Source organism: Legionella beliardensis (genome assembly GCF_900452395.1).
GTDB lineage: Bacteria > Pseudomonadota > Gammaproteobacteria > Legionellales > Legionellaceae > Legionella_C > Legionella_C beliardensis.
The window spans coordinates 1-19,695 of record NZ_UGNV01000002.1; the positions used below are offsets into that span (position 1 = coordinate 1).

Consider the following 19,695-nt stretch of genomic DNA (forward strand, 5'->3'; position numbering starts at 1 on the left):
CCCAATAATGATTTTTTCATACCTTTCCCTTTTCACCGTCGATGGGGGCGACCCATGCCAACGCCCGCGATAATCTGCCTTTCTGCTCAACGCAGCCCTCGTATTTTCGCCAAACCACAAAAATGTAATTGCCGTTGCCGGCGGCCTCATTTTTAAGCCAAAATCATCCGATTTCCCGGGTACAATCAGACGGTTACGCGGATAGACTTCTTGCCAAATGACGTGCTTTCTTTTAGGGTCGTACGTGACGTTGCTAATGATGCAATCTTTGCCACAACGATTGGTGGTGGGGTAGCTTAAATGCAGGCTTTTTTGATTGGTGACAATGTCGGCAGCATGCATCGCTGCCACCACAGAGGCTCTAAACCGAGAGGGTTGTGTTAGATACATTAACCGCGGCATTTCAAAGCCCCAATGGTTTAAAGTGGTGCCAATTTCATGACCTAATAAGAGATGGGGACGCGTGGCTAAATAGGCGAGCTCTGCCACCTCGCTTCGCTCCATCACGGCATCGGCTAAGGATGAATAATAAATGGATGGAAATGTCGTTTCAGGTTTGTGCGTTAAAACAGGTAGGCGAAGATAGTGCGTAGGGGCACCAAAGACGCTTACAACACGAGTATGTCCTTCATTTAAATGCGAAGGATTCGTTTGCATACTGTCATTGCCAAAGCCTAACGGAAAGCCGCGTGCTGTTTGATAAACACGCTGGTACCCGCTTAAAGCTGCTTTGTTTTCAACCAAGTGGCGTGCTTCAAGCCAGGGGTTTTCACCAGGTCTATTGGACACGGTTACAATCAAATCGGGTACAAATTGGGAAATGGCAGGAGAAGTAATCACTTTAGGTGGAAAACGCCTTGTAAGCCACACACAAACCCCTTTTACTTGCACATGGGAATGCGTAAATACTTTCGAGGTGATTTTAAGCCCAAGCTCAAGCGTGGTTAATGGCTTAGGCGGCTTTGTACTTTCCAACCCAAAGAGCACAGCAGGCAACAGTAACGCAAGCCAAAAGGTCACGCCTTTAATCATGACGTACCTCCCAAAGGGCAACAGCCTTTTCAATCTCACTCACCCCATACATAACGGCCTCACCATTAAAAACGACAGCGGGCAGGTAAACCAATTGGTAAGTCTCTGCTTTAAGCTCACAATTAAAAAACGCTCTATAGTCGTTCGCGCTTTTTTTAACGATTTCCTGAAGCAATTGAGGCGGCAGTTCTGCATCAAGCGTGCTATCGAGCAAGCGTTTTTTGTCCATGAGACAAACCGCTACAGGATAGTGCCCAAGCGAGCAAGGCATTGTAGTTAAAGTAAAAAGCTCGATGGTTTTAAGCGACCGTATTTGCGACAAGGCAAGGTCTGAATTAAACAAAATCATCATCGAAAAAATAATCCTCTTGGTGATGTGCGGTTGCCTTGTTTTCCATCTGACTTGCCATGAGTTCAGCGGCTTTAAGAATGCCATGTTCTTGCTCCAATGTTTTGCGTGCAGCTTTTTCTTGTTTTTCAGTCATTAAAAGGGCGAGTAAATAGCGTGATGGAATCACTCTAAAGAGGCCTTGATAACGTGAACCTAGAACCACCGCTTCCGCATAGAGCCCTTTTTGAGAGTCAATGCTTCGAAGGAGTGCTTCTTGCTCAGGCGTAATGGCTTTAAAGCGTTGTAAGTCCGTTAATTCTTGCTCGTTAAATCCAAGCACTATCCAGGTTTCTAAAAGGGATAGAATCTTGGTGGCACGCGCTGAACTTAAGTCGCTGATGTTTTGAGTGACCGGCACAAGCCAAAGTCCCAATTTGCGAGCCACTTTGGCAATCAACAAACAAAGGGCCACAATGACCTCAATATCAAACTGCAAATGCGCTTCATCAATCACTAAAAAGGTTGGGCGCTCGGTGTCTTGCGTGGCTTCAGCTAGTGCTAAAATGCGTGGTAAAAGCGAGGCCATCACGAGTGCCAGCTGACCCTTGTTGTCTTTCATCGCCGAGACATCAACATGAAAAATATCAAAATCGTTTAAGGGGTCGGTGGGTACATTAAAAAAAGCGGCTTTGGTTGGATTAAGCACATAGTTGAGCAACCTATCGTGCATGTCTTGCAAACGCTCTTTTTTGCGACTTGATTCTTCAACTTCAATTCGCCGCTTAAAAGCAGCGACCAGATGCTCAGTCAACATCTGAGAAATACCCGCCTCCCAGGAATGCACAATCGCATCACTTAACACTTGCAGTAGCAGTGATTCATCCGCAAGCGTAAAAGCTTGCTCTTCCCCTTCATTGGCCTCTGTTAACATCGTTCTTAGCGCAAGCGCTAACTCCGATAAATAATCTCTTGACTCAGCAATCAAGCTTTCATCGGTTAACGCCGTTTGGTCTAAGTTTGCGGTTAACTTATGAAGGGCTTTCGCTTTTTGATTTAATGCTGTCTCATCTTTGCAATAGCCCAGCTCAGGCAAGGCTAAATACGCATCACAAAAAGGATTTAAAGGAACAGCTTTAGACTTATCTTTACTCAAAAGCATGCGACTGACTTTTTTCCCGTAGTGCTCGCAATGCACCAAAAGGCGGTCAAAACTATTGCCCATTTCAAATAAGACAATGCGTGCGTTTTTCATCGCCATTAAGGCATTGACCATGTAACCGGTCAACACTGATTTACCGCCGCCTGAGCTTGCAAAAAGCGCCATGTGAGAGTTTTGACTGACAAAGGCATGACTTAAAACATCAAAGAGTATGGGTTCGCCCAAACGATTAAAAAAACAAAAACAAGGCAGCTGCTTTGCTCCTTTAAAGCGCCCATAAACGGGCAAAAGGCTTGCAAGCTCTGAGGCATACATTAAGCGTTCAAAACTTAAATGTTTGCGAGCATAGAGAGGTGAAAAATTAAAGGGCAAACAATTTAAATAGCTACTTAGAGGATGCACATCATACGCCACATCAATGAGCGGCATTTTGATATCAAAGAAGAGATGTTTAAGGGTTTTTTTCAACCTTTAACAACGCCTCCTCATCTGATGCACGATAAAGCACCGCTTGATTGACCCAATATAAGCGATTACCTACACCGAGTTCATGACGAGCTTCTTTGATATCCTCACGGGCAAGCGTCGGCAGGCTACTTGTGCCAATAATGCCTTTTTCAAGGCGCTGAAGATGGGCATGAATGGCCGCGTCATCTGCAAAAACCACCGAGAGCGTATATATCGACCCTTCCGGTAATTTATCGAGTGAGGCATAACAATGCTTAGGGTTATCTTGTGGACGTTCGCGGGACAATAGCCCTGGCACCGGTGGCGCTTTAAGGCCTTCGACATACATCACGCGATGCGGCAAACCATCAAAATAAAAACCTTTATCATTACTCTTAACTTCACCAAGGATGGACTGCGTGAGTGTAAAGCCTGCCGGTTTATCAAGAGGGTAAGGCAGTTTAGCAAGCCAGGCATTCACATCACCGTCTGTTTCTGCCGGGCGCGGATGAAACCACCTGGCCCACCATTGATAATAATTCTTACCCGTTAAACGTTTTAAGGTTAAGCCTGGGGCTTTTAACTTGGTATAAATCTGTTTCAAGAATAGCCTCATGTTCCTCTACCGCCGCCGCTCGAGTCACGTTGAGGCCTTGTTGGTATAATCGGTAAAATAAAACGCGAATGCGCCGTTGGCGTCCTCGGTAAGGTAAATCGGTTTTAGGATCGATAAACAACCCTTGCTCCCGGGTCATTTTGGTCATTAAATCATTAAGTCTCTCGAGATAATCCGCGGTGAACTGGCTGCCAAGGCAAGCAGGCACGACAAGCGTTGGCAATGCTTTTTAAAACGGCTTAAGATTGTATTCATCCTGGACAAAAAGCTGCATAACCCAGGGGTTTTCTTTGATAAAGCGGAACAACATAAGAAAAGGTTTCTTTAATACGCTCAAAAAGCGTTTGAATATAGGCAGGCGACACCGCTTCAGCCGCAATATCCCCTACTTCAAACCCTGAGCCCACACTAATGCCATCAGCCAACAAAAAAAGATTTTTTTCATCACAAAAATCAACACAAGCCCAATGCGCTGCTAACGAGGGCAAGTGGGTTTCATATCTTTTTTTAATAGCCTTAACAGAGACTTTGTCTTTGTTTTGAGGCCCTATTACCCAATCGAGTGCTTTATGAAGTTGTCGCATCTTAATCTTCCTTAATACCGTTCACTTCGCCAGCGCAAACTGGTTTTGCTTGTAGAGAAAAAACTCGGAAGTAAAGCCAGGCTTTATCAATGTTCATCACCTAACTGGGCAACATGAGGATAAATAAAAATAGGAATCGCGGGATTCTCCACCGTTTTAAATTTCGTTTGCACCTCATTGTGAGCTTCACGAACATAGCCCTCATAGCTTACTTTTTGCCGCCCCTCATGATGAGAGATTGGCAAGTCTCTCATCGATTCTGCCATGCTCTGATGATAAATTTGGCTTACCGTTAATCCTGCTTCAGGCACGCCGCCTGCCGTGACATTTTTAGAGCAGCCACTTAAAAAAACTAAGCTATTAACGCAAAGAAAAATCGCGGTTATAGTGTTGTGTATGACCATAATGAATTACTCTCTTTCGGGGTTCTTTATCAATAGATATGGTTTTGGTTAAATGAAGTGAGACACGGTTAACGCACCAAGCGAGTTGGCGGCCTTCTTGGCACTTAAAACTCGCTGGCACAAACACCATGTCAAAGCTGCCTTGAACTCGCTTTTCCAGCCAATCGGACGCCTTCACCGCACTACCTGTCAACATTTCGCCACCCGCATACTTAGCGAACGAGCCAGTTGGCAGTGCCGCGCCGCCATTAGGCCCTGCAAAATAACTCATTTGCCATTGGGACAACGCATTACCGCCACTTTGAATACCGCCAGAGGCCATCATGGCAGCAAGCACCCGTGGCGCATTGGTAAAATAAGTGCCATGAATACAGGGATTGCCAAAGGGGGTGGTTAAATAGCCAAGGCTTTCATTATTGACAAGCTCGGCTGAGTTTTTCATTTCCTCATTGCCAACCACTACAAAATGACCATCTTGAAAGGTAAAAAGCACCGAGGTCACATAGGCCCTCACGCAGGAAATGTTATCGAGAAAAGAGCCAACGCCAATTGCATACCCATTGACTTTCATCCCGGAAATATCAGGCGGCAGCGGCACCCCATTAGAGGCCATTAAGTCACCGCGACTGACAAGTGCTGAAAAGGGAAACAAAGGCTGCATTAATTTGCCTTCCACCGGCACCTCACCAATGAGGGCTGAGAGTAAAACGGTATGGCCCAAATCAGAACCAGCGGGCAGCGTGTAATAAGGAATGCCTGTCTTTTCATCGCTTTTAGCAGGCCCTTTCGTTTTAAGGTGCGTCTTGTTAGCAATGACTGCCCTCTTTTTCTTAAGTTTTTGCCAATAACTTAATTCCTCCTCCGATAATTTTCGCTTAACCAGCAAGGCGTCAATGTCTTTAAGATGCGCATTGGCTGCAGGCAAATAGGCCTCGTCATTTAAGGCATATTGGGGGAGCTCTTTTTGCTTTTGGCCTTCTGCTTTGAGTTGCGCCAATTCTTCTTTAAGTGCCTCGACCATCGCTTTGACTTCAGGTGCTAAGTCTTCACGCACCACCGCGCCCCCTGGCTCTTTTGCCGCTAATAGCGTTTCATTTTGTACCATCAAGTCTTTATTTTTTTGTGCTAAACGTTCAATCTTTTTTTTCATCTTCCAGGAGGCGCGCCGACACATCCCGAATATTGTCATTAAATTGACTGGCAATGGCTTGGTTGACATTGTTAACCGACTCAGTCGCCTCAGGCTTTGGCGAGGTGGGCTTGCCATTACTAAGCACCACCAACACAAGAAGCACCACCACCCCAGTTAAGACTTTAAGGCCTGTATGTCGAGTCATCGCACATACCCCTTTATTGCTTTTAACGCATCACCAAACGGCCGAGACGACACTAAGAATACTGTGGTGGTTTCGTGCATGGCACGGGGCTTTAATGTGTTGGTTGGGTAAAACGTTGCCGTTTGCCACTCGCCCAGCAAGCGCCTTGGATCAAGCACAATCGCTTTATTTAAGTCATTTTTTAATTCAACGGCCGTTACATACAACTCATTTGCTTGCCAGGAAATTAATGGGTGTGCAGTGACTGCAGCCCCATACACCAACGTCACCGTTTTTTGAGTCTGCATCGGCGTTCTAACCACGCCTGGTAGCGGGGATAAAAGACGCGCGGGCGCATAGAGCGACTGAATGGCAAAACGCGTTAACGAGACAGGATTAATCAGGTCATTTGACTTAAGCGCTGACGTGTCAGCGCTTAAGTCCTTACTTGAGGCGCTTTGGTTGTCAGCCTCTTCAATCGATGCCCCCTCTTTAGACGGCATTAAAATTTCTATTGGTGCCACCGGATGGTCGTTGTCATTGGCTGATAAATTGAGCACCACAAGCTCATCGTCTGGCATCAATTGCACAATCAAGCGCTTATGATGAAAGGGTTTAATTGCTTTGATATATAAGGCATCGTCAAGTTTAAGCACGTTTAAATCGTCATCTAATTCGGAATCAATAATCGAAATAGGGGCTGGAAAGCGAATCACACGCTCTTCTTTTAAGGGAAGTTGTATCGAAAGCGGTGTTTTTTCCCACAGCACATGCTCTGTTTCTAATGCTTGTGCCGAAACGCTTATCAAAAGCCCAATGATAATCATCAACCACTTTATGTTCATGAATGGGATTCTCCTTTAACCTCTGAACTTAATAAATCGCTCACTAATCGCTCAGGCTGACTGTAACCATCAAGCGCTAACCCAAAAGGATTTTGTAATTTAGAGACATTAACTTTGACCACGCGATAGTAGTAATCGACCACTTTATCAGCAATCACCATGGCGGACTGGTCATTGAGTTTTTGGGTAAGTCTAAGCACAACGTGCACTTCCCAAACGTTGTGGCTGAGTCGTTTGACATCATTAGGCTCTAAAAACCGATAAAGACTTGCAAGTTGTGTTCTTGAAAAAAGACCTGCTTTGTTCAGTGCCTCTTGATTTGCCACCATCACATCTCGAAAACGAGGCGTGAAGTAATGTTGGTAGGCCAAAATCCTTTGATTAACGCCTTCTTCCCCACCGGCAGGCCAGGAATTGAGCGCAGGAATAAGCGTTGCTACAAACCCATGCACATATTCATCGGGAATGTCATCTGCTTTAATTAAACCACCATTGGCACTCATCGCAGGCGTTAACCAAATTTGCAATTGACTTGGCGCTCTCATGAGTGCCCACCCCAGCCAAAGGGTTAAGAGAAAGAAAGCGCCACAACAAACCAGTAAAAGCCGATTAAGCTCATTTAAACTATCTATTTTCTTATAATAGTTAAACATCGCTGTCTCCAAGTCTCCTGTCTTTTCGCCACAAGCCTTGATGATGTAGATAAGGCGATTGCATCAGCCCAAAACGCACGGCCTGCAGGATAAATTTTTTTCTTAAAAAACCCGCAGGCTTTCCAAGTTTATGGCGCGCAATCTTGTGAGGAAAAACGCGCACACTTAAGAAAAAACCAAGCACCAAACCCAGTGCGCCAGCCGTACCTGCCCGGCCAAGAAGAGCACCTACGATAGTCATCAATACACACGTAAGACCCATACCAATGAGGCCTGTTAGCAACAGCTCTTTTAAGGTCAACCCTTGATAAGCAATAAAGTCATGAGTGAGGGAGCGACTCGAAGGGTAATTCATCTTGCTCTTCCTTAGAGACTAAAATTAGTCACGGCGGTAAAACCAAAATACGCACAAACGATACTGATGGAGAGATAAATAAAGGACATGACGGCATAGGAGCTAAACACAGCCATCAAGCCCCCCTCGCTTTTCTTCGCCGCTTCAATGCCATGGGATACCGTCATCACAAATTGATAAAAGCTCACAATGCACACGACAAAGAGTAAAATTTTAAAGCCCTTAACGAGCAAATCGGAAAACACCAACATCGCTTCTTTATTGGTTGTATTTTTACCGACCAAGGCTGTTGGAAACCAATCGGCAGCTTGTACTGAGGTAGTCATTAAGCTTGCGGCTGCAGCTAAAAATCTGCAGGCGATGGATTTTAGTGCTAGTTTTTTCATTTTTCTTCCTTATAGTTTAAAGAGCAAAACAACGAGTGTGACCCCAAAGAGCAGTTTCATAAGCCTCGTTACGAGATTAAACATAAACTCATCTTCCTTTTTCGCATCAAGGCTTAAAAATTGACTCACCGCGAACGAGCAGCCAATAAAGAGCAGCGTCATGCCAACAAAACGCAGTAAATTGGCATACACAGATGGCGTATGCTTAGACGCTTCAGCAAAGGCTTGCGAAAAGAGCGTGGAAACTTCTGCCATCATCATTAACCTCTCCCTACATAATCTAAGGCCAACGGTTTAATGATTTTAGGCGCAATGGCGGGTTGATTAATAAAATCAATGAGGCTATTTCGAATGGCAACTAAATCGTCTCTAAGACCCGCATGCGTTTTTCCCTCCCCATCCACAAAGCGCTCAACGTGCAGGGCAATTCGCGCATTAGGCTCTTGCTCGTCTTGGGCTTCATCAAGGAGCGGCATCATGGCGTTAATTTGATTAATCAGGCGCACTAATGTCTCATTAAGGGCTGCATTGTCAGCGCACCCTGTGTTAACTAACAGCAGTAACCCACACAGCCCACTAAGCATTTTTAATTTAGTCATGGCTTCCTCCTATAAATACTTCTTAAATCGACTGGCTGACGTACTCATGACGATGGCAAGTCCTACACTCAAACCCATAAACAAACCAGTTGGATTAAAACAAAAAGGTAACGCAAGCCACATCACCAACACCCAAAACAATGTTTTACGTGCCAGTGGTAAGGACTTGTGAAACACATAGGTGGATTCTCTACCTAAGGAGGCAGTTCGAATGGCTCGCTGATTTAAACCGTCAATAAGTCCTGCAAGACTTGTTAAGACAAACAAGGGAATTGCAGCTATACACAAGAGGATTTTTAGCCACAGCACATGAGCACAAGCGCACCCCAAGAGATAAACACGCTTAAAAAAGGTTGTAAGCGTTGACAGAAAATCAGTTAGGGATGATGAGGCGCGAGTCGCTTTGAACTCAGCGTTTAAAGTTTGTAGGGGTAAATCAAGCGCTTGCTTAAATTGGTGTGCGGTTTGCGCCGCTTGAGCATGCCAGTGTTGCCACTCGTTTTTAAAAGACCTAGACGTTGAGCCTTCTAAATGCCATGCAAGCGGTTGTAGCGCATTAACAAGCCCCCTTTCTTGCATGCTTAAGCGCTCTACACGCATGAAGGCATCCTTAAAGCTTACGCTACACCACCAAAAAAGTGAGCACGCAAACAGCACAAAAAAACCAAGACTACCCGACACCAAGACCGCGGCGAGACTGCGAACTAAAAGGCTTGTGGGACGTTTTTTTATAGTGTGTTGAGCCTTCATTGCCAAACCCGCCCTTTCTCAATGACTAAGGGGTAATGTGTTTGATGAATGAGCGCCATTAGTGCATCAACGTTTGCAGCCACCAAAGGAATTCCGGCTCGCTTTTGAAGTGCGCTCAATTGCGCTTCAGTCTCTACATTGGCCACCAACCCTAGTCCTTGAAACGTTTTTAAAAAGGGTTGTTGTGTCGCTAACCATCGCTTTGAGACCTCATCGTTGCCAATCACCAGCATAGTCAGCGACAGGTAATCTGGCACGGTTTTAGAGACAACCATACCTACTGATGCTTTGCTTGTCATGGGCACACCAAAAGCCCTAGGGTGCGAAGTCAGCTCAAATTCTTTTGTTGGTGCTACATAAGAAAAGAGATAAGGCTTAATAGCCGTAACTGGCCCCTGTATATCGAGTACTTTTAATCCATAAACACTACTGATTAACAACACACCCGCGCTTGCCGCCAACAATCGCATGCTAAATCCTCCCTAAATCAACAATGCGTGAGACGCCGAGGCGCGCCAAAACCAAAAGCGGTGTTTGCTTGTCCGCCAGTGTTAAACTTTCATAGTGAAGCTCTCCGTGATTGAGCGTGATTAAGCCAGACTTCACTGCGTCATAGGAAAGTCCTACGCGATGCGCTAAGTCTTGAATTTCGCCATTATCTGCCTCTAAAACCATTAAATGCAGTCGCGTACCAGGATTTTGCAAGACCGCTTCACTTAAGGTCATAACTATGCTTTTACAAGCATCAGTCGGTTTTACGAATAAAAAGAGCGCATCACCTGCCGTTAAGGGCACGGGTTTATGCGCCATGGGAGAATAAGGCGTGGGGTCAAACGTGTCAGACACCACGGAGTCGTGTTTAAACAGTTCGTTATAGGCTTTAGCAAACGCACTATTCCAAGCTAAATTTTGAGCGACCTTTTGCGCTTCAAGCTCCGCACTCATGGCTGCAAAATGTGCGCGTTCCTGTTCACTACGGGCATTAAGTCCTAAGATATCAATAGGCGTTAAATGTAGCCCCTTGTAGTATACGGCGCTGCGATTGCGCATTAGGGTTAAATAGCGCTTTTCCTCAAGCTCGGTAAGCCCCCAAACACGCGCTTCATGCATCGCTTTTTCATCCAATGTCATGGACTCTATCGCTTGGTATGCAGTCACATCATCTTGATAGTGCGTGAGCCCCCGTCTAGCAAGCGCTTTATCGGTGATAGTCAAGGGCCGTGACGAGAGTTCTGCAAACGCTGGAATATCAAGCGCAGACAAATTGCTTGAAAACGCATGAAGAAACGCTGCAAGCACAATCAATTTTTTCATGACTTTACTCCTAACCAATGTGCTCTTGCTTAATTAACACGTGCTCTTTATTCCCATTTTCAAATTCAAGTTGTTGATGTGGGAAATCAACGCGCACGAGTGTCCAACCAGCTAGCGAATCCCCTTTTTCTAGTGGAATTGTTTTGTAGTCGTACTGTATAGAGGCCACAGGAATAGTTTGAATGCTATCAATGCTTGCAACCTTAAAAGGTAACGATTGGGCAGGAAGGTATTTAATGGCGTGATACGTTGATTTAATGTCGGTGACTGCATGATTAAGCGTGTTTAATTGCTGCGATAAACTGTGCTCAGTTTGCGTTAGCCTTTGCTCAAAATGATTATTTAAGGCCTCAGGATTAAATTGACAAAGTGCTGCAACATCGTGGCTTAAGTCTTTAATTTTTTGCTCTAACGCGGATAAATTCAGTTTTGGCAGTGGTTTTTGACTGGCAGCTTCCAGAGAGATTAAATGATTCTGTAACTCATTTAAACGATTAATGACGGCCTCACTGACGGCTAAAGCCGGATTAGGTGCGCTTGGCTCATGAGACATAGCCAATCCTGCAACAGTGCCAATTATTGCGCTCATCCCAATAGCCCACGTGAGTGGCTGCTTCATGATTGATAAACACTGACTGGGCAAGAGTATTTTTTTCATGCTTTAGCTCCTTGTCTCTTATTAAACTGAGCGTATTTAGGCAATAAAGTAAAACTCACGCGGCGATTAAGTGGGTCAACGACTAAGTCAAACACACCCTTACCTACTAAAACCTCGAGTCCCTCTTTAATGGATAAAGGCCCTAAATCCCGGTCAACTTGGGGTAACGTTTTTTTAAGCACCGCTTTAAGTGCGTCTGCTTGTTCTTGTTCTGCGACTAATTCATAGCCGGAGTGTAAAAGCCAATGGTTCAAGGCTTCTCCTACCGTATGAATGTCAGCGTTAAAATGAACCTGTTGTATTGCTAATAAGGGGTTAACTTGTGCTGCAAGGGGTTTATTAGAAACAGTTGCGTAACGCCCAATTTGAGTAACCTCATTGGCACTCGCCTCACTTAAAGCGCCTGCCAGCAAACTAATAACGATTAACGTTTTAAAACCAATCTCTTTTTTCACTGACAAACCTCCTCCAGGGCGCTTGTAAAAGCACCTTTTTTAATCATGCTGAATTTATTTTTTAGGATTTAATTACAGGTTATATATGCATCCGGCTTACCCATTTCTAATAGGCTAAGGAATCATTAGAATATTCCTGCAATAGCTTTGACTAAGCCTTGCTCTAACATAGGGCGGGCATCAGCAAATTTTAAATTAACCTTATCTGCATTAGACACCACCCTGGTTCTATAACGTTTGTAGTTGCTATCGCGTGATGCGACTTGAGAAGTGATAGTACTGCTACCATTTTTAAAATAGGATTGAAATCGTTCGTTAACTCTCACGCCTTGAGCCACTCGTTCACTAATTTGAACATCAGTAATCATGGTATAATTAACATCTTTAACTAAAGAATCTGCTGCAAGGCCAATGACACCACCTGCCAGCCCCCCTGCTATTACGGCAGTTCCTGAGTTAGTAAAACTGCCTGCAGCACCCCCCCCAGCCACGGCTCCTGCAATGGCAGAGCCATAACCGCTACCTAAAGCTGATTGGCTTGCCGCCACACTCATCTTTCCTACTTTAAGAATATTTGCCTGCAGCAGATAATGGGCTTTAGTTGGATGACTTACAATTTGATAGCCATGGCTTACTAACGCTGTTTTTAATTGTGGCGCAATGTTTACCTCTTCATCTGATGTGTTTTTGACTGAGACATAAATGGTTTTTTGAGCCTTGGAAACAGGATCTAAAAAGATAGTTTCGCTTTGTTTCGTGCTTACTTGTAAGGTGCCATGCTCTAGTGCAGTTTGAGTTGCTGCACACGCTGTTAGTAGAACTGTAGCACTGATTAAAATTGTGTTTCTTAATCCAATATATCTATTTATCATTTGTATTTCCTTATTTATTTAAGAAGACAATATCTTTCTGAAATAGTTCTAAATTCTCCTAAGCTATGCCGCAGCCTAATTTTTGCTTCTTGATTTTTATTACGACCTGATCTTTCCGCAGATATAGACAGTAATTCATTTTCTTCTTTAGAAATCCGCAGAGTGATATATACAGCTTTATATCCGCTCGTATCATCCATAATTAATTCCTATACCTATTTTAGATTTAAATATGATTTGAATTTTCGAGTAGTAAAACATGTCAAAAAAAAATTATAAATTATTAAAAAACCCCTTTTTTTATTGATATAATTTTTGTTTTTGAGTAAATTGAAAACAAATAAATTTTATTGGAATAATAATGTTTTATGGAATAGAACGTGTTTATTGGGAAGATATTAGAGAAAATTTTTATAATGTTGCACCAGAGTTTACTAGCTTAGTAGATTCTATATCTCCTAATCACAACTACCCTCTTTATATTTTAAATTTTCCTTTTGGCTCCATTATTGGAGATGATAGGAGTCAATTCATACCTAATGGAGATGGTTCATTTTACCGATTAACGTCTAGCGAGACCCCTAAAAATATTTTCAATGATTTAGGGTATGGGTCAGATAGCTCACCTCTGGGAATGGTTTTAAATAAAAGCATGGAGTTTTTTGTTGATCTCCCAGAAAAGAATAGAACAATTCCAATCGCAATTATGAAGCCAGGTAATTTTTTTAACTTTACTAGATTTTTAAGCGAATATAAGCCTCTACCCTATGCTCCAAATAGTATTTTGAATGCTTCAGCGGGAGCTAGAACTATTTTTTCCTTACCATATTTGACTTGTAATACCTCATTTAGAAAATTAGAAAGGGAAATTGGTGTTCTTAGTAAACTTCCATCAGGACCTTATGATCATTGGCAACTTTTTAAAGACATGGTTAATGCAAGTTCCAATAAAGGTAATTGGAATATGCAGCTTATCTATTTTTCAAAAAATTGGATAGATAGTATTATTAATGATATTAAATGGAATCATGTCAAATCTTTTTTATTTCAATTGGCTTGGAAAGAATCAGAATATACACGTAATCAATTTTACTTTGATATTGCATATTCATTAATGCAGGAAAAAGGAAATTTTAGTATTAATCCTTACTTAACTGATACCGCTAGGCATATATTAGATATAGCTGTCTCTGCTTTTCCAGGTCTTGCCCCTATAGTTAATGACGATTTAGCACCTTTAAAATTAATTCAACATACACTTACATATTCATATGGATTAAAAAAATATATTCCTACAATAATCGCACCCCAATACTTTTTATTAGCTAACAATTCGGCAAGCGTATATTATTCAATGCAATACCCAACTACTAGAGCTTTTTCTCCTAAAACACAAAATACAATCAGTACTTTTTATCCCACAAAAAATCCAGACACTATTAGAATTAAAATATATTTGCATTTTACCACCAACAAGAGTACCTATTATTGTTCCTAATGAATATAAAAATTTATAATTACCCATTGCTTTACCTTTATTATGTCCCGAAGCATTTTGAAAACAAATAAGTTGAGACAAGGTAGTTCCCAGCATTTCACCTAACGTGGTAATTAGACAAATAAATACTACTAGCGAAAAGGAATGAGATGCATATCTTAGTAGAAACATGCCCACTCCTAAAATACATGACCCAAAGCCCATCGTTATAATTTGATTTGTTTCTATGGCATATCTAGTTACAGTAGGTAGAAAAAATATGATAAGAATTGAGTTCAACAAAAAGATAAAACTTGCTCCAGATTCATTAAAATAGTTAGTTAAAAAAAGAGAGTATCCTACGCGTTGCTGAGCGAAAATTAAACCAAGTAAAAATATTATTAACAAACTAACTCTATAAAAATTTTGATTAAAACAAGTTAAGGAAGGCTCTTGAAGCTCTTTTTTTAGTGCATATAAAAACTTCTTACTATCTAGATAATAAACTATAGAAGAAATTAATAGAGTTGAGCCGATAAATGTGAACATTAATACAGGATTGTTTTTTGACATATAGCTAATAATTACACCACCTATACCCAGCCCTATATTTGATGAGACATTTAATAAACTAATAGCAGTTGCCCTTTCACTTTCTAAATCTCCTGATAAATTTGTAATTAGATAATCATTACAGATAACATAAATATAACTTGAGGCTCCTAGAATAAACATAGTAATAACTAGGATTGATACTACATTTGTAAAGGTTATAAGGTAAAAGCAAATTGCTTGTATGAATAAAGCTGCACTAGATAATTTAAAGGGATTATTTTTATCTAAAAAACTTGAAATTAATTTTGAGCCGACCAAATTTCCAGCTATAAAAAACCCCACTATTAAACTTATAGTATCAGGTTTGATTAGTAAAAATTCATTAAGAAAAATTGCTATAAAGAAAGATATTCCAAATGATATTGATTGAATCATGTAAAAAAATAAATACAACTTGCATTTGTTATTTAATTTTTTGAAATCGGCAAAATATTGTTTAATTATATCCATAATATTCCCTAATATATTTATATAATATCCTCTGCTAATAATTTTAACTTAGCTAACATTTCTTTATTAAAGTCTCCACCTTTTTCTGCAGGTATATACAAGGTTGAAATTGTACTAACTTCCTGTTCATTAAGCTTCTCTATAGGAAAATAAATAATCTTTGATTCGATTCCAGGGTATAGAGAAGCTTCGTATAAAATAGCTTTATGTCTTGTGGAATAAATTTCTAATAACTTTTTCTGAACTAAATTAATATAATTTCTAAATTTATTACTTCTGATGGGAGTAAAATTTCCTATCATACCTAGCTGCCAAATAACTAAATCAGAATATTTACTTAAAGACTCGTTAGAAATTAAGAAATTGGTTGCCTCAATTGTAAAACAGCCACTTTCGCTAGGATCAATACCTAATTCAGCAAAAAGACAATCCTCGGCTGAAATACCAGGTATAATAACAGTTTCAATATTATTTTTTTTTGCAGTTTTTACAGCCTCTAATCCTGGAGATGAAAATACTGTTGGGTGACCATAAATGACCACCGTAATAAAATTATAAAATTGTAAAAAATTTAGAATTTCAATTGATATTTTTTTATAGGCTAATTCTCTTTTATCACATGAGAAATATATGGGCTCCAGCGAAGTGCATTTTTTACTATTTTGTTTTAACCAATCTTCTAATATTGGTTCATTAATTAAATACAAAACATATTCTGCTTGTTGAATATAGGTTTGTGCTTCAATTGTCAGATGCGAAATTGATTTAATGCCTGAACCAACTAGAGCTAAACGCTTACTCACAAGATTTGAAATTCACTACTTTAGTAGTATCACTAAAGTGGGACTTATTAGATAAATCCTTCCTTAAAGCTAAGCTATCTTTACCTATTTCCTTCCATACTTCTTTTTTTTCTTTACTAAAAATTGCTGTATTTGCAAGCTTTTCAAAATAATTTAAGTTATACATAATACTTAATTTCCTAAATTTTTTATTCTTCGATTAAATACGCTTTTCTTTTTTCAGGCCAAACATTTTCTTTAAAATAACTAGTTAGTTTAGCTCTTGGAGGAACTAAATCGCCTTTTTTCCTATTATCCGGAGCTATTTCATTGCTTCTTTCTTCGCTTAAATTTTCTAGCCATTCATTGAGACTTAGATCATATAATTCTTCTTCAAGTTTTTTCTTTCTTTCAGATTCCGCCTTTTTCATTTCAAGGAGTTTTATTTGAGACAATTCTTGAGGTGATTTATAAAGGGGCTCAATCCATGCTTCACCCCTTTTCAATACCGATATAAGAGTAGCAATAGGATTTGAATACTCTATTGTTTTTTTATTAAATTTTAGGCCATAACTAAAATGATTTATTGATTCCTGAGCAAGTTCTGGTGTTATTTTATTTTTTACCTGTAATAAATGTTTTTTATTAAAACCTATGTTTTCTAATGGTGTAATATCTACTTCATCCCAAGGATCATTTAAGTTATTCCCGCCCTTATTAGGATTTTCAACGATTATATCTTTATCCAAATCGAAAGGGTTTATAAACCCCTTTTGAATAGCTCTTTGTAGTTGTTGGCAAATCACTTCATTCAATTTATATCTAGACCAACCTAAGTGTCCTGGCTGAAATGCAATTCTTTGTATAAATTTCTCTCGTAATAGAAATCTTAGAGCTGTCCTAGCAGAGTCCTTTGAAATATTTAATTTTAGCATTATTTCTTTTAATCTAACTCTTGGTGTTTGATTATTGTCATCTTCATGTTTAGAAAGCTCGTATAGATATCGAAAAAGTTGTAATGGATTACTTCTTAAATCTTCAAAAGATAGAGGGGGTTTATCAACATGGTTTATAGACCCCTTTGATAAATCTTCTTTATTAGAGGGTATACTAACTACATCACTATAAGTTTGGGATGATATTGATCGAGTATCCTTATTAATATCTGTATCATCAGTTTTGTCTAGCCACGGTCTTCTTCTGACACCTGTAACTACATTTGTATTTAATGCTCTTAAATCTTTTTTAGTTTCCCTAAATTCAGGCATTAGATCATCTAATCTAGCCATATCAAGCAACCTCAGAATCTTTCGTGTAACTGAAGATATATTGAAGTAAATCTTGATAATCTTCTGCGGCATTGTTTGCCTTACCAGAACTATATATATTATTTGACTTTTGAATACTTTTTGGGATTTCTGCGCAATATCGAATAACAACAGGGCACAAATAATGTATTATTGCTTCTTTTTTCTTTGCTCCTTTTATAGCTTCACTAGTTGTCGAGATTCGACGGTCTATACTTGAAAAGTAACAATGAATATCAATATCATCATCTAAATTGAAGGTGTCTTGCAGTTCATTTATTTCATTAAGAATTTTTTCAGCACCATCAATAGCATAATTATCACTACGCATTGGAATAAGGACTGATCTTAATAATTTCTTATCCAATTGTGAAATGGCACAAACACTTGAAGCAAATATACTAGATAATTGCGGAGTGTGATCTTGAAATATTTTTGTATTTTCGCCTAAATATCTAAATATTTCTTCATAGAAATTCAACATCCCTTTTTTTATCTCAGCAGGCTTAGATAAGACTTTATCTATATAAACTTGGTTAAGGTTAGATTTAATAAACCAAACATTTTGACCAACTTCGGTAAGAATATTTTCAATCTTTGTTTTTCCTTCCAGGAAATCAATAAGAATAAGTTCGTTATCTTCAGCAGGAGCACCAAACATAGAAGCTGTAAAGCTGCCTTGCGGATCGGTATCTACAACTACTATCGGATCATCTCTATGAATAATTCTGCGTGCGGATGCGCTTAGAGAGTGAGTGCCTGTTGTTTTACCAACTCCTCCACATAAATTTGCTGATAAAATAACTCCGCCTTTATTAAAGCAGTATTTATTATGTTCAAGTAAAAAATGAGTTGTTGCTTCTGGAGATAAGCCAACTATGCGATCATTTACCCTGGTGACGAGAGGCTCAGAAGCCTCTTTAAAATAACGACTTATAAGAGTTTTATTAATCTCTGTGAGACGGGATAGTTCACTAATTTTTATTTGGGAAACATCCACTTTGTATTCCTTATTCCAGTGAAACAAATTATGTTTTAATAATACATTAATGTTTCATGATATGTAAATCTTTTCAAAGGCAATTTTTGTAAATTATACTTAAATTGAATCAGAAACAATTTTTAAACCTAAGAATATAATGGAATATGGTGTACAAAGGGGTTTATAAGCCTCTATGACACAGATAATATCTGAATATGATTTAAATTCTATCAGCTAAAAAAGACTATTTAATCATTAAATAGTCTTGCATTATATTTTAAAAATAAGGGTGGATTTAAAGAGTAGATTTTAAAATACGAACTTAAATTATACAAAAGGTTATTTAATCATTTTATTAGTTTTGGCTAATGTGCATAGATGTAAAATCGGTAGGCGCCTAAAAATAGTAATAATATTTAAATACTACTACTTTTTACTACTATTAAACCCCTTTCAGATTCCATAACCATTTAAGGGTCTATAAACCCCTATCATTGTAGTTTTATTAGTTCTAATGAATCATATTTAAACAATTATTATCAATATGGTTCATAGACCCCTATCTTGCTTATGGCTTATCAATCGGGTTTATCAATCTAGTTTATAAATGGTATTTATAAATCATGTTGATAAACCCTGTTTATAAAACGTATCTATAAATATGGTTCATAGACCCCTTTTTTAAATTTAACTTTTTAGTATCTGTCACGAAATGATCTAGTCGAGTAGACTGAAAGGCGTAAGGGGTGTTTATTAATTTTAATCAAACACACTATATTATGAAACAATCAAAAGAGAAGGTTTTTATTGCATTTGTTGTTAAGCATCTTATAAAAAGAAAAATAATGAGTTTAGATGTAGCTAGGTTTGATAGAGGGATAGCGGGCTATTAAAGTCGCCGATGATCATCGACTTATACGCTTAGATCGTCACTTGGTGGGATGAGCTTCTTGAATTAATATTACTCTATTTAGAGCGTACTGAGCGGGGCTTTTGGTAGATAGGTAGATCGCTTCGAGTAAGTATTCATTTGGGTATTTATCTGTTGTAATAACTATTTAATTTAACCGATAGAACGACTGAGCAACATATACGTGACAATACTGCGTTTAGGTTATTTTGTGGAAATAGCCAGTTAAAGCGCTGGCATATGCTAGCTCACCCTAAAATCGAAAAGAAAAAACTTATTGATTATAATTGCATCAGATAATTTCGCGCCTCGACACCTTATCCCCAGAATCAGTGGATAAGTATGTGGAGAAGGTAGTTAATTCTTTATTTTGAAGGACATTTATCAACGGATTAC

General features: G+C 39.6%; 21 protein-coding genes and 2 pseudogenes. All 23 read right to left on the reverse strand.

The annotated features are described in order from the left end of the window. Positions 1-1,032 (reverse strand): TIGR03756 family integrating conjugative element protein (locus tag DYE47_RS14035; protein WP_425324457.1); only part of this gene is annotated, 1,032 nt, incomplete at its 3' end. Then, positions 1,025-1,384, reverse strand: a complete 360-nt coding sequence (locus DYE47_RS14040) for a DUF1525 domain-containing protein (protein WP_160149908.1) — start codon at positions 1,382-1,384, stop codon at positions 1,025-1,027. The genes DYE47_RS14040 and DYE47_RS14035, both read right to left, overlap by 8 nt. Further along, positions 1,368-4,169 (reverse strand): annotated as a pseudogene (locus DYE47_RS14045) (conjugative transfer ATPase). Before DYE47_RS14045 ends, DYE47_RS14040 begins: the two are co-directional and overlap by 17 nt. 86 nt (positions 4,170-4,255) lie before the next feature. Next, positions 4,256-4,573 carry a TIGR03751 family conjugal transfer lipoprotein gene (locus tag DYE47_RS14050; protein ID WP_244924157.1) on the reverse strand — a complete coding sequence of 106 codons (318 nt, stop codon included), beginning with the start codon at positions 4,571-4,573 and terminating at the stop codon, positions 4,256-4,258. Then, positions 4,530-5,910 (reverse strand): annotated as a pseudogene (locus tag DYE47_RS14055) (TIGR03752 family integrating conjugative element protein). Before DYE47_RS14055 ends, DYE47_RS14050 begins: the two are co-directional and overlap by 44 nt. Continuing rightward, on the reverse strand, positions 5,907-6,734 hold the full coding sequence (locus DYE47_RS14060) for a TIGR03749 family integrating conjugative element protein (RefSeq protein WP_115304104.1): 828 nt from the start codon (positions 6,732-6,734) through the stop codon (positions 5,907-5,909). Before DYE47_RS14060 ends, DYE47_RS14055 begins: the two are co-directional and overlap by 4 nt. Further along, entirely contained in the window at positions 6,731-7,387 is a 657-nt protein-coding gene (locus DYE47_RS14065; RefSeq protein WP_115304105.1) for a DUF2895 family protein, read from the reverse strand. Before DYE47_RS14065 ends, DYE47_RS14060 begins: the two co-directional genes overlap by 4 nt. Then, positions 7,380-7,742, reverse strand: coding sequence for a DUF3487 family protein (locus tag DYE47_RS14070; protein ID WP_115304106.1), 363 nt, complete (start codon positions 7,740-7,742; stop codon positions 7,380-7,382). The genes DYE47_RS14065 and DYE47_RS14070 overlap by 8 nt, the downstream gene beginning before the upstream one ends. 11 nt (positions 7,743-7,753) lie before the next feature. Continuing rightward, positions 7,754-8,128: a hypothetical protein gene (locus DYE47_RS14075; protein WP_115304107.1), complete on the reverse strand. Its 375-nt coding sequence runs from the start codon at positions 8,126-8,128 to the stop codon at positions 7,754-7,756. Positions 8,129-8,137: 9 nt separating this feature from the next. Beyond that, positions 8,138-8,389, reverse strand: coding sequence for a hypothetical protein (locus DYE47_RS14080; RefSeq protein ID WP_115304108.1), 252 nt, complete (start codon positions 8,387-8,389; stop codon positions 8,138-8,140). Continuing rightward, on the reverse strand, positions 8,389-8,712 hold the full coding sequence (locus tag DYE47_RS14085) for a hypothetical protein (protein WP_115304162.1): 324 nt from the start codon (positions 8,710-8,712) through the stop codon (positions 8,389-8,391). The genes DYE47_RS14080 and DYE47_RS14085 overlap by 1 nt, the downstream gene beginning before the upstream one ends. Before the next feature lie 24 nt (positions 8,713-8,736). Further along, positions 8,737-9,477 carry an IncC plasmid conjugative DNA transfer DtrJ family protein gene (locus tag DYE47_RS14090; RefSeq protein ID WP_244924158.1) on the reverse strand — a complete coding sequence of 247 codons (741 nt, stop codon included), beginning with the start codon at positions 9,475-9,477 and terminating at the stop codon, positions 8,737-8,739. Beyond that, on the reverse strand, positions 9,474-9,947 hold the full coding sequence (locus DYE47_RS14095) for a PFL_4695 family integrating conjugative element protein (RefSeq protein WP_115304109.1): 474 nt from the start codon (positions 9,945-9,947) through the stop codon (positions 9,474-9,476). Before DYE47_RS14095 ends, DYE47_RS14090 begins: the two co-directional genes overlap by 4 nt. 1 nt (position 9,948) lies before the next feature. Continuing rightward, positions 9,949-10,791 carry a TIGR03759 family integrating conjugative element protein gene (locus DYE47_RS14100; RefSeq protein WP_115304110.1) on the reverse strand — a complete coding sequence of 281 codons (843 nt, stop codon included), beginning with the start codon at positions 10,789-10,791 and terminating at the stop codon, positions 9,949-9,951. Between the two features lie 10 nt (positions 10,792-10,801). Continuing rightward, positions 10,802-11,449, reverse strand: a complete 648-nt coding sequence (locus tag DYE47_RS14105) for a hypothetical protein (RefSeq protein WP_115304111.1) — start codon at positions 11,447-11,449, stop codon at positions 10,802-10,804. Continuing rightward, the gene (gene pilL2, locus DYE47_RS14110) at positions 11,446-11,904 is read right to left on the reverse strand and encodes a PFGI-1 class ICE element type IV pilus protein PilL2 (RefSeq protein ID WP_115304112.1); all 459 of its coding nucleotides are present in this window, start codon (positions 11,902-11,904) and stop codon (positions 11,446-11,448) included. The genes DYE47_RS14105 and pilL2 overlap by 4 nt, the downstream gene beginning before the upstream one ends. Positions 11,905-12,029: 125 nt before the next feature. Next, entirely contained in the window at positions 12,030-12,776 is a 747-nt protein-coding gene (locus DYE47_RS14115) for a complement resistance protein TraT (RefSeq protein WP_115304113.1), read from the reverse strand. A gap of 14 nt (positions 12,777-12,790) precedes the next feature. Continuing rightward, positions 12,791-12,976: a TraY domain-containing protein gene (locus tag DYE47_RS14120; RefSeq protein WP_115304114.1), complete on the reverse strand. Its 186-nt coding sequence runs from the start codon at positions 12,974-12,976 to the stop codon at positions 12,791-12,793. Positions 12,977-14,127: 1,151 nt separating this feature from the next. Continuing rightward, complete coding sequence (locus tag DYE47_RS14125) at positions 14,128-15,318, reverse strand: MFS transporter (protein ID WP_115304115.1); 1,191 nt, start codon at positions 15,316-15,318, stop codon at positions 14,128-14,130. Between the two features lie 17 nt (positions 15,319-15,335). Continuing rightward, on the reverse strand, positions 15,336-16,121 hold the full coding sequence (locus tag DYE47_RS14130) for an SAM-dependent methyltransferase (protein ID WP_160149909.1): 786 nt from the start codon (positions 16,119-16,121) through the stop codon (positions 15,336-15,338). Further along, positions 16,114-16,287 (reverse strand): hypothetical protein, encoded by a 174-nt coding sequence (locus DYE47_RS16090; RefSeq protein ID WP_160149910.1) that lies wholly within the window; start codon positions 16,285-16,287, stop codon positions 16,114-16,116. Before DYE47_RS16090 ends, DYE47_RS14130 begins: the two co-directional genes overlap by 8 nt. A gap of 22 nt (positions 16,288-16,309) precedes the next feature. Continuing rightward, the gene (locus DYE47_RS14135) at positions 16,310-17,389 is read right to left on the reverse strand and encodes a hypothetical protein (RefSeq protein WP_115304117.1); all 1,080 of its coding nucleotides are present in this window, start codon (positions 17,387-17,389) and stop codon (positions 16,310-16,312) included. A gap of 1 nt (position 17,390) precedes the next feature. Beyond that, positions 17,391-18,407, reverse strand: a complete 1,017-nt coding sequence (locus DYE47_RS14140) for a ParA family protein (RefSeq protein ID WP_160149911.1) — start codon at positions 18,405-18,407, stop codon at positions 17,391-17,393. Between the last annotated feature and the right edge of the window lie 1,288 nt (positions 18,408-19,695).